At 57.9% G+C, this 8,419-nt stretch carries 7 protein-coding genes; 5 read left to right on the forward strand and 2 right to left on the reverse strand.

The features are described from left to right. A partial coding sequence (locus Q0239_RS10435; protein ID WP_367276088.1) for an MFS transporter occupies nucleotides 1-1,062 on the reverse strand: 1,062 nt, incomplete at its 3' end. Here Q0239_RS10435 and Q0239_RS10440 point away from each other — a divergent pair. Next, nucleotides 1,033-1,929 carry a DUF1499 domain-containing protein gene (locus Q0239_RS10440; protein ID WP_298602327.1) on the forward strand — a complete coding sequence of 299 codons (897 nt, stop codon included), beginning with the start codon at nucleotides 1,033-1,035 and terminating at the stop codon, nucleotides 1,927-1,929. The genes Q0239_RS10435 and Q0239_RS10440 overlap by 30 nt on opposite strands. Here Q0239_RS10440 and Q0239_RS10445 read toward each other — a convergent pair. After that, nucleotides 1,926-3,059, reverse strand: coding sequence for a PQQ-dependent sugar dehydrogenase (locus Q0239_RS10445; RefSeq protein WP_298602330.1), 1,134 nt, complete (start codon nucleotides 3,057-3,059; stop codon nucleotides 1,926-1,928). The two genes, Q0239_RS10440 and Q0239_RS10445, sit on opposite strands and share 4 nt — an antisense overlap. A 188-nt stretch (nucleotides 3,060-3,247) precedes the next feature. Between Q0239_RS10445 and rimP the strand changes: the two genes are divergently transcribed. From rimP to infB, 4 genes are all read left to right on the forward strand, one after another. Continuing rightward, the gene (gene rimP, locus Q0239_RS10450; RefSeq protein ID WP_298602333.1) at nucleotides 3,248-3,805 is read left to right on the forward strand and encodes a ribosome maturation protein RimP; all 558 of its coding nucleotides are present in this window, start codon (nucleotides 3,248-3,250) and stop codon (nucleotides 3,803-3,805) included. Between the two features lie 4 nt (nucleotides 3,806-3,809). Then, the gene (gene nusA, locus Q0239_RS10455) at nucleotides 3,810-5,426 is read left to right on the forward strand and encodes a transcription termination factor NusA (RefSeq protein WP_298602336.1); all 1,617 of its coding nucleotides are present in this window, start codon (nucleotides 3,810-3,812) and stop codon (nucleotides 5,424-5,426) included. A 31-nt stretch (nucleotides 5,427-5,457) separates the two neighbouring features. Further along, the gene (locus Q0239_RS10460) at nucleotides 5,458-6,099 is read left to right on the forward strand and encodes a DUF448 domain-containing protein (RefSeq protein ID WP_298602339.1); all 642 of its coding nucleotides are present in this window, start codon (nucleotides 5,458-5,460) and stop codon (nucleotides 6,097-6,099) included. A 22-nt stretch (nucleotides 6,100-6,121) separates the two neighbouring features. Beyond that, the coding region (gene infB / locus Q0239_RS10465; RefSeq protein ID WP_298602342.1) for a translation initiation factor IF-2 at nucleotides 6,122-8,419 on the forward strand (2,298 nt) is incomplete at its 3' end.

An 8,419-nucleotide genomic window follows, 5' to 3' on the forward strand; every position in this document is an offset into this window, starting at 1 on the left:
GCGGTTACCCCGGGGATCCTCCCCATATGGGGCGTTTTTGCCCCCCCACAGGGGGGTAAGAAGGGGGCGGTTGCCCGGCCCCGGAAAACCCGCCATTGAAATGCCGACAAGACCCAGCGAGACACCGACCATGCCGCTGCCCCAGCCATATTGAATCGGCGCAAAAAAGGACCAGCTTGCCGGGTATACATTCCCTGCGAGCGACCAGAGGAAGTAGATCAAGGCGACGGGAACTATTCCTTCTATTTTACCAAGCGACGCAAAAGCCCCCAAGGGATTGGCCCGCTTCCATTCAAACGGACGGCGCTTTTCTTCGGGCATGGTTTCTGGAAATACGATCCAGCCGTAGATGCCATTCGCAATCGCGAGCGCACCCGCGACATAGAAGGGCACCCTTGGCCCGAAATCTCCAAGCAGTCCGCCTATGACCGGGCCGAATATAAATCCGAGACCAAAGGCGGCGCCAACTTTGCCAAAACTTGCCGCGCGTTCTTCTGGTGTTGACATGTCCGCCATGGCGGCATTGGCAGGACCGAAAACCGCGCCCAAACCACCTGCGATCGCACGCCCGATGAATAGCCAGCCTATATTGGGAGCAAGACCCATCAGCAGGAAATCGAACCCGAAGGCGAAGAGTGAAATCAAAAAGATCGGTCGCCGCCCGAAACGATCCCCCAGATTGCCGACGGCGGGCATCAGCAGAATCTGGAACAAGCCATAAGTTGCGCCGATCCATGCCCCGATGCGTGCCGCTTCGGCCGCGTCGACATGCGCCAGATGTTTGATGAGATCGGGCAAGACAGGCATGATGATGCCGAAACCCATCGAATAGATGAGCACGGTCAGCAGCACGAAGCGCGTTGCACGGCGCTTTAATGTGGGATCCATCACCATCGCGGGGGGCCTTGTCAGTGGCGTTCCGCTTTGTCCAATATTTTTGGAATGTCGGTTGCTAGCGATAGCGGGATTTACTTTGGCTTTTGCCGGACTTGCGCTAGCTTGGCGGCAATCGAGGACCAAGGGGAGCCGCAAATGCAGAATGACGAAAACCCGCCTGTGCAAAGTGGCGCTGCGACCGAACCGGTAGTAGAAGCGGTTCAGCAGCCTGCGCCTGAACCCGTCAGCGAAACGGCGGCTGCGGCACCTGTTGCGAAAAAATCTTCGAACCGGAGCGGAAAGACAATCTTCTGGCTTGGGCTTGGTTCAATACTGATAGCGCTGGCTGCTGGACTCGGTTCCGGCTGGGGCTTGTGGGATTTCCGCTTCGGATTCCAACTGTTGATGCTTGCCTTCGGCGCAGGAATTTTGGCTTTATTGGGCGGCTTTGTTGTCGGCTGGTGGGCAAAGCGCAAGGGTAGGGTGGCGGCTCGCCCGTTGCGCTGGCTGGGCATGACGCTGGGCGGCGCACTGGCACTATGGTTGTTGAGTTTCGCCTATACGGCGCGCACGGTGCCCGCCATCCACGATATTTCGACCGATCTGGCTGACCCGCCCCAATTCCGGATGCTCGAAGTGAGGGCTGACAATCTTGACCAGATTCCAGGCGAGAATGAGCCCGAAATGAAAGGCATGAACCCGCAACAGCGCTGGGCGGCGCTGCACCAGAAAGCTTATGGTGACATCCGTTCGGTTCGCATCGCAATGCCGGTTGCAGAAGCCATTGCCAAGGCAGAGCGGCTGGCCAAAGTCCGCGGTTGGGAGGTTGCTATTGCCGATCCGGTTGAAGGCCGCCTTGAGGCGACCGACACCACCCGTTTCTTTCGCTTCAAAGACGATGTTGTTGTCCGTGTGCGTCCAACCGAAGACGGCACCGGCAGCATCGTTGATATGCGCTCAATCAGCCGCGTTGGTATCAGCGATCTGGGAATGAACGCCAAACGGGTTCGCAGTTTCATTGCGGACCTCGCAGGCACTAATCCAGCGGGTTAAGGTTTTGGGGGCGTCAGCTTCAGCAGACGCCCTTCGCTCCCGTCTTCAAGCAGCCATACTGCTCCGTCGGGGCCCTGTTCGACTTCCCGGATACGGGCGTCCATTGGCCAATGGTCGGCCTTTTCGACATTTTCGCCATTCACCTTGACGCGGACCAGGGCCTCGCCACCCAACCCGCCGATGAAGAGCGAGCCCTTCCATGTCGGAAACAGTTCACCATTATAGAACATCAGGCCGCCCGGCGAAATTGCCGGAACCCAGTAGGCCTTGGGTGCTTCAAAGCCGTCGTCCGGTTTGTGATCGGGGATGTCGCGGCCGTCGTAATGATCCCCATTTGAAACCTTTGGATAGCCATAATTGGCGCCACTCTTAACAAGGTTGAGTTCATCACCGTGGCGCGGACCCATTTCCTGGTTCCACAGCTGCCCCTTGTCATCAAAGGTCAAGCCAAGCGGGTTGCGATGCCCTAACGACCAGATTTGTGACTTTACCGGATTGGCCGCATCGTAAAACGGATTGTCCTTCGGCACGCTGCCATCGGGGAAGAGGCGCAGCACCTTGCCAAGATTAGCGCTCATATCCTGAGCTGGATCGAATTTCTGCCGCTCGCCAGAGGCGATGAACAGATATTTGCCATCGGGCGAGAATGCGAGGCGATGGCCATAATGACCGCGTCCAGTGACCTTCGGATTCTGTTCCCAGATTTTCTGCAGGCCAACCAGCTTGGGTTGACTACCCTGATATTCCAGCTTTGCGCGGCCAACGACTGCGCCGCGTGTGTCGTTTGCGCCGGCTTCCGCCCAACTGAGATAAACGAGGCCAGATTTCGAAAAATCGGGAGCGACGATGACATCGCCAAAACCACCCTGACCACCATAGTCAACCGTAGGGACGCCGGCGACGTCGCGAACAGGTCCATCCGATTGCCACAGTTTCAGCTTGCCGCTTTTTTCGGTAATCAGCGCATATGGCGTGCCGGGAACAAAGGCCATCGCCCAAGGTTCATTGAAAGTTGCAACCGCGGTGACCTCAAATGGCTTGGGGCCTGTTGAGACTTCGGCGTTGCTTGTCGAAGGGGCGCAGGCAACAGCTACAAGGCTGGCTGCGGTCAAACTGAAGGCTCGCAACATAGGGAGGGCTCCTCTCTTATTTCGGCGTTTAGATGCGAATGCTTCGCGTAATTGCAAGAGGGTTGCATTTCAGCGTAGCTCCGCCTAGATGGGGTTTATCCCGACATTGCGAAACACTGAAGGGGCTAGCGCCGAAAGGGGCTGGCACAATCGGTTGTTCGCATTGTCTTCTGCACATTTGGAGCACCATGCCCGATTTAAAAAAACTTGCCGAGATTATCGAACCTGAGGCCAAAGCCTTAGGGTTTGATCTCGTACGCGTTGCATGGTTTGATCGCGGCGCAGAAGGTTCGGATGAGCCGACTTTGCAAGTTATGGCTGAACGGCCCGATACGCGCCAATTGGTAATCGACGATTGTGCGGCTTTGTCGCATCGGATTTCTGATCTGTTCGACGAACTTGATCCGATTGAAGAGGCCTATCGGTTGGAGGTAAGCTCCCCCGGCATCGACCGTCCGTTGACCCGGTTGAAGGACTTTTCCGATTGGGCAGGGCATGAAGCCAAGATTGAGGCGATAGAGCCTATTGAAAACCAAAAGAGATTTCGTGGTGAACTTGCGGGTGTAGATGACGCAGTGGTTTCAATCACCGATCGCACTGGCGCCACACACGCAATCCACTTTTCCAATATACATTCCGCCAAGCTGGTCTTGACAGACCGGCTGATTGCGTCGACTGCGCCGCTCAACAGCGCCGGGGTCGACGAAATCGACGAAGACAACCCCGACCAAGAACAGGAAGACTAAAGTCATGGCCAGTCCGATTGCTGCCAACAAGGCTGAACTGCTCGCAATCGCAAACGCAGTCGCCAGCGAGAAGATGATCGACAAGGCGATCGTCGTCGAGGCACTCGAAGAAGCGATCCAGCGCGCCGCCCGTGCGCGCTATGGTGCGGAAAACGATATTCGCGCTAAGCTCGATACGCAGACCGGCGACTTGCGTTTGTGGCGCGTTGTCGAAGTGGTTGAGGTTGTTGAAGACTATTTCAAGCAGGTCGATCTCAAGCAGGCCGAAAAGCTGCAAAAGGGCGCGGCTGTTGGTGACTTCATCGTAGATCCGCTGCCACCGGTCGATCTTGGCCGTATCGACGCACAGTCAGCAAAGCAGGTTATCTTCCAGAAAGTTCGCGATGCAGAGCGCGAGCGCCAATTTGAAGAATTCAAGGATCGCGCAGGCGAAATCATCACTGGCGTCGTGAAGTCAGTCGAATTCGGTCATGTCGTGGTAGATCTTGGTCGTGCCGAAGGCGTTATCCGCCGCGACCAGCAAATCCCGCGCGAAGTTGTTCGCCCCGGCGATCGCGTTCGCGCATTGATCATGAAGGTCGTTCGTGAAAACCGTGGTCCGCAGATTCTGCTCAGCCGTGCACATCCGGACTTCATGAAAAAGCTGTTCGCACAGGAAGTACCCGAAATTTACGATGGCATCATTGAGATTAAGGCAGCAGCCCGCGATCCGGGCAGCCGCGCCAAGATTGGTGTAATCAGCTATGACAGCTCGATAGACCCGGTTGGCGCTTGCGTCGGCATGAAGGGTAGCCGCGTCCAGGCTGTCGTGCAGGAAATGCAGGGCGAAAAAATCGACATCATCCCCTGGTCTGACGATGCCGCAACGTTCATCGTCAATGCGCTGCAGCCTGCAACGGTCAGCCGCGTTGTCATCGATGAAGAAGAAAGCCGCATCGAAGTGGTCGTTCCTGACGATCAGCTGAGCTTGGCCATCGGTCGCCGCGGCCAGAATGTCCGTCTTGCAAGCCAGCTGACCGGTCGTGCAATTGACATTATGACCGAGGCGGAATCCAGCGAGAAGCGTCAGAAGGAATTTGTCGAGCGTTCGGAAATGTTCCAGCAGGAACTCGACGTTGACGAGACGCTGGCGCAGCTGCTTGTGGCGGAAGGCTTCAGCGAGCTTGAAGAAGTCGCCTATGTCGCACTTGAAGAAATCGCTGGCATCGAAGGCCTCGATGACGAACTGGCCGAAGAACTGCAAAGCCGTGCACTCGAAGCGCTGGAGCGCAAGGAAGAGTCCGCACGTACCGAACGCCGGGAGCTGGGCGTCGAAGATGCGCTTGCTGAACTGCCGCACCTCACCGAAGCAATGCTGGTGACGCTGGGTAAGGCGGGCATCAAGACGCGTGACTATCCTTGCGACCTTGCGACTGACGAACTGATCCAGAAAGGTCGGAGCGAACAGCGCCGCAGTGACAATCGTCGCCATCGCGTCGAAGATAAACCCGGCATATTGGCGGTTTACGGCCTGAACGAAGAGCAAGGCAACGAGATCATCATGGCTGCCCGTGCGCATTGGTTCGATGATGAACCCGAAACAGTTGAGGAGGACGCCGTTGTCGCGGAAGACTCCCAATGAGAACCTTGATAGCCCTGTAAGAAGGTGCATTTTGACGGGTGAGCGGGCGGAGCAACGCCTGCTGATCCGTCTTGCGCTGGGCCCTGACGGGCAGGTCGCGCCTGATATTCACGGAAAAGTGCCCGGTCGCGGAGCGTGGATCGGCGTGCCGGCAGAAGAGCTCGAAGCCGCACGCGCGAAAGGAAAGCTCGCCGGTCTGTTGAAACGTGCCTTCAAGGTATCTGAACTCACAGTTCCCGACGATCTGGTCGACCGAATCCGGTTTGGCTTGGAAAAGGCGACACTTGATCGCCTCGGTCTAGAAGCCCGGTCGAGCAATTTGCTCGCTGGCGCGGAAAAGGTCGATGCAGCAGCCCGCAGCGGAGCAGTCGCACTGTTGCTGCACGCCTCTGATGCCAGCGATGATGGCGCTTCCAAACGTGACCAGAGTTGGCGCGTCGGGCTTGAAGAAGAGGGTAGTGGTCGCAAAGGCACGCGATTGCCGGTTGATCGCGACCGGCTATCGGCAGCACTGGGGCGCTCAAATTCGGTGCATGTGGCGATCACCGACGCAAAAGCGGCGGAGCGGGTGAAACATCACCTAGACCGCTGGCTTTATTTCATAGGATGCAGTAACGCGCGCGGCGACGCCAAGGCGGACCGTCGTACACATGCTGCACCGGACGGTAATTGATTGAAGGCAAGGTCTGTAGAAAATGAGTGACGAAAACGAGAATAAACCGACATTGGGTCGCAAGCCGCTTGGGCTGAAGCCGCGACTGGAGTCGGGCGAGGTGAAGCAGACCTTCAGCCATGGCCGCACCAACAAGGTTGTGGTTGAGGTGAAACGCAAGAAGCTTGTCGGCAAGCCGGGCTATGCACCTGAGCCGGAAGTAGCCGCGCCTCCGCCACCCCCTCCGCCCCCGCCGCCACCGCCGGCTGCACCTGCGCCGCGTGCAGCCGCACCGAGCGGTGAAACGCCGCAAGAGCGCGTAGCCCGTCTACAGCGTGAAGCAGAAGAAGACCGGCTGCGTCTTGCCGAAGAAGCCAATAGGCGTGAGCAAGAGGAGCGCGCGCGTGCGGCAGATGAAGAACGTCGCCGTGCCGAAGAGAACCGTAAGGCTGAAGCTGAGGCTGCCAAGGCTCCGCCTCCTGCGGTTGCACAAGCCGACGAATTTGAGGCTGCGGAAACCAGCGATGCTGTATCACCCCCGCCGGCCCGCAGATTCACCCCCGTTGAATCGCCAAAGCGTCCGGCTCCGGCAGCGCCGCGTGAGGAAGTTCGCGGGGTCCGCGAAGAGGTTCGCCGCGAAGATCCGAAGAAGGTACCGCACAAGCCTAGCCGTGACCGTGCGGGCGATAGCCGTCGCCAATCGGGCAAATTGACCGTAACGCGCGCTCTGGACGACGATGAAGGTGCACGCGCCCGTTCGCTCGCAGCACTCAAGCGCGCGCGCGAAAAAGAGCGTCGCTCGCATATGTCGGGCATGCAGCGCGATGCGCAGCCCAAGCAGGTGCGTGACGTTGTCGTTCCGGAAGTCATTACTGTTCAGGAACTGGCGATCCGTATGGCTGAAAAAGGCAGCGATCTGGTCAAGGCGCTGTTCAAGATGGGCATGCCTGTCACACTGACACAGAGCATCGATCAGGATACCGCCGAATTGTTGGTGACCGAATTTGGTCACAACATCACCCGCGTTTCTGACGCTGACGTCGATATTGCCCATGATGACGATGTCGATGCTCCCGAAACGTTGAAGCCGCGTCCGCCGGTCGTGACCGTGATGGGCCATGTCGACCACGGCAAGACTTCGCTGCTCGATGCATTGCGCGGGGCGAATGTGCAGGCGGGCGAAGGGGGGGGGATCACCCCGCACATCGGCGCCCATCAGGGTAAAAACCAGGGGGGGGGCATGGTCACCCTTCTTGGTACCCCCGGCCACCGAGCCTTTACCGAGATGCGCGCGCGCGGTGCTACTGTGACGGACATTATCATCCTCGTAGTCGCTGCAGATGATGGCATCATGCCGCAGACAATTGAGGCTATCAATCATGCCCGCTCGGCCAATGTGCCGATGATTATCGCGATCAACAAATGCGACAAGGATGGTGCGAATCCACAGCGCATCCGTGAACGCCTGCTGGAGCATGAAGTCATTGTCGAGAAAATGGGCGGTGAAGTGCAGGACGTTGAAATCTCGGCACTGAAGAAGACCGGCATCGACGACTTGCTCGACAAGCTGGCGCTGCAGGCAGAGTTGATGGAGTTGAAGGCCAACCCTGATCGCGCGGCTGAAGCCGTGGTGGTTGAAGCGAAGCTGGATAAGGGGCGCGGTGCGGTTGCAACGCTGCTCATCCGTCGCGGTACGCTGAAGACCGGCGACATTTTCGTTGTAGGCGAGGAATCGGGCAAGGTTCGCGCGTTGATCAACGATCAGGGGCAACAGGTGAAAACTGCAGGGCCGGCCATGCCGGTCGAGGTCTTGGGTCTCACTGGTGTTCCTGGGGCAGGCGAAATCCTCACGGTTGTTGAAAACGAAGCCCGCGCCCGCGAAGTTGCTGCCTTCCGCAAGGAGCAGGCAAAGCTGAAGCGGACAACGCAGGCACCGGTTTCGGTGGACAACATGTTCTCGGCATTGGCTGCCAACCGTGCGAAGGAATATGCGGTTGTCGTCAAAGCAGACGTTCAGGGTTCGGTTGAAGCCATCGTCAACGCACTACACAAGATTTCGACTGACGAAATCAAAGTGCGCGTGCTGCAATCAGGCGTCGGTGCGATTACCGAAAGCGATGTGACGCTGGCCAACGCGACCAAGGCGCCGATCATCGGCTTCAATGTCCGCCCCAACGCCAAGGCACGAGAGATTGCGCAGCGCGAAAAGACACGGTTCAAATATTTCGATGTGATTTATCATCTCACCGAAGATGTCGCTAAGGAAATGGCTGGCATCCTCGGTCCCGAAATCATCGAAACCGTTGTCGGTCGTGCGAAGATCCAGGAAGTCTTCAACGCG

This window comes from uncultured Sphingorhabdus sp., assembly GCF_937872355.1.
Lineage (GTDB): Bacteria > Pseudomonadota > Alphaproteobacteria > Sphingomonadales > Sphingomonadaceae > Sphingorhabdus_B.

What these genes read in the sequence shown, in the direction of transcription:
- Q0239_RS10445 (WP_298602330.1), bottom strand. Translation starts at nt 3,059, where the DNA reads ATGTTGCGAGCCTTCAGTTTGACCGCAGCCAGCCTTGTAGCTGTTGCC.
- rimP (WP_298602333.1), top strand. Translation starts at nt 3,248, where the DNA reads ATGCCCGATTTAAAAAAACTTGCCGAGATTATCGAACCTGAGGCCAAA.
- nusA (WP_298602336.1), top strand. Translation starts at nt 3,810, where the DNA reads ATGGCCAGTCCGATTGCTGCCAACAAGGCTGAACTGCTCGCAATCGCA.
- Q0239_RS10440 (WP_298602327.1), top strand. Translation starts at nt 1,033, where the DNA reads ATGCAGAATGACGAAAACCCGCCTGTGCAAAGTGGCGCTGCGACCGAA.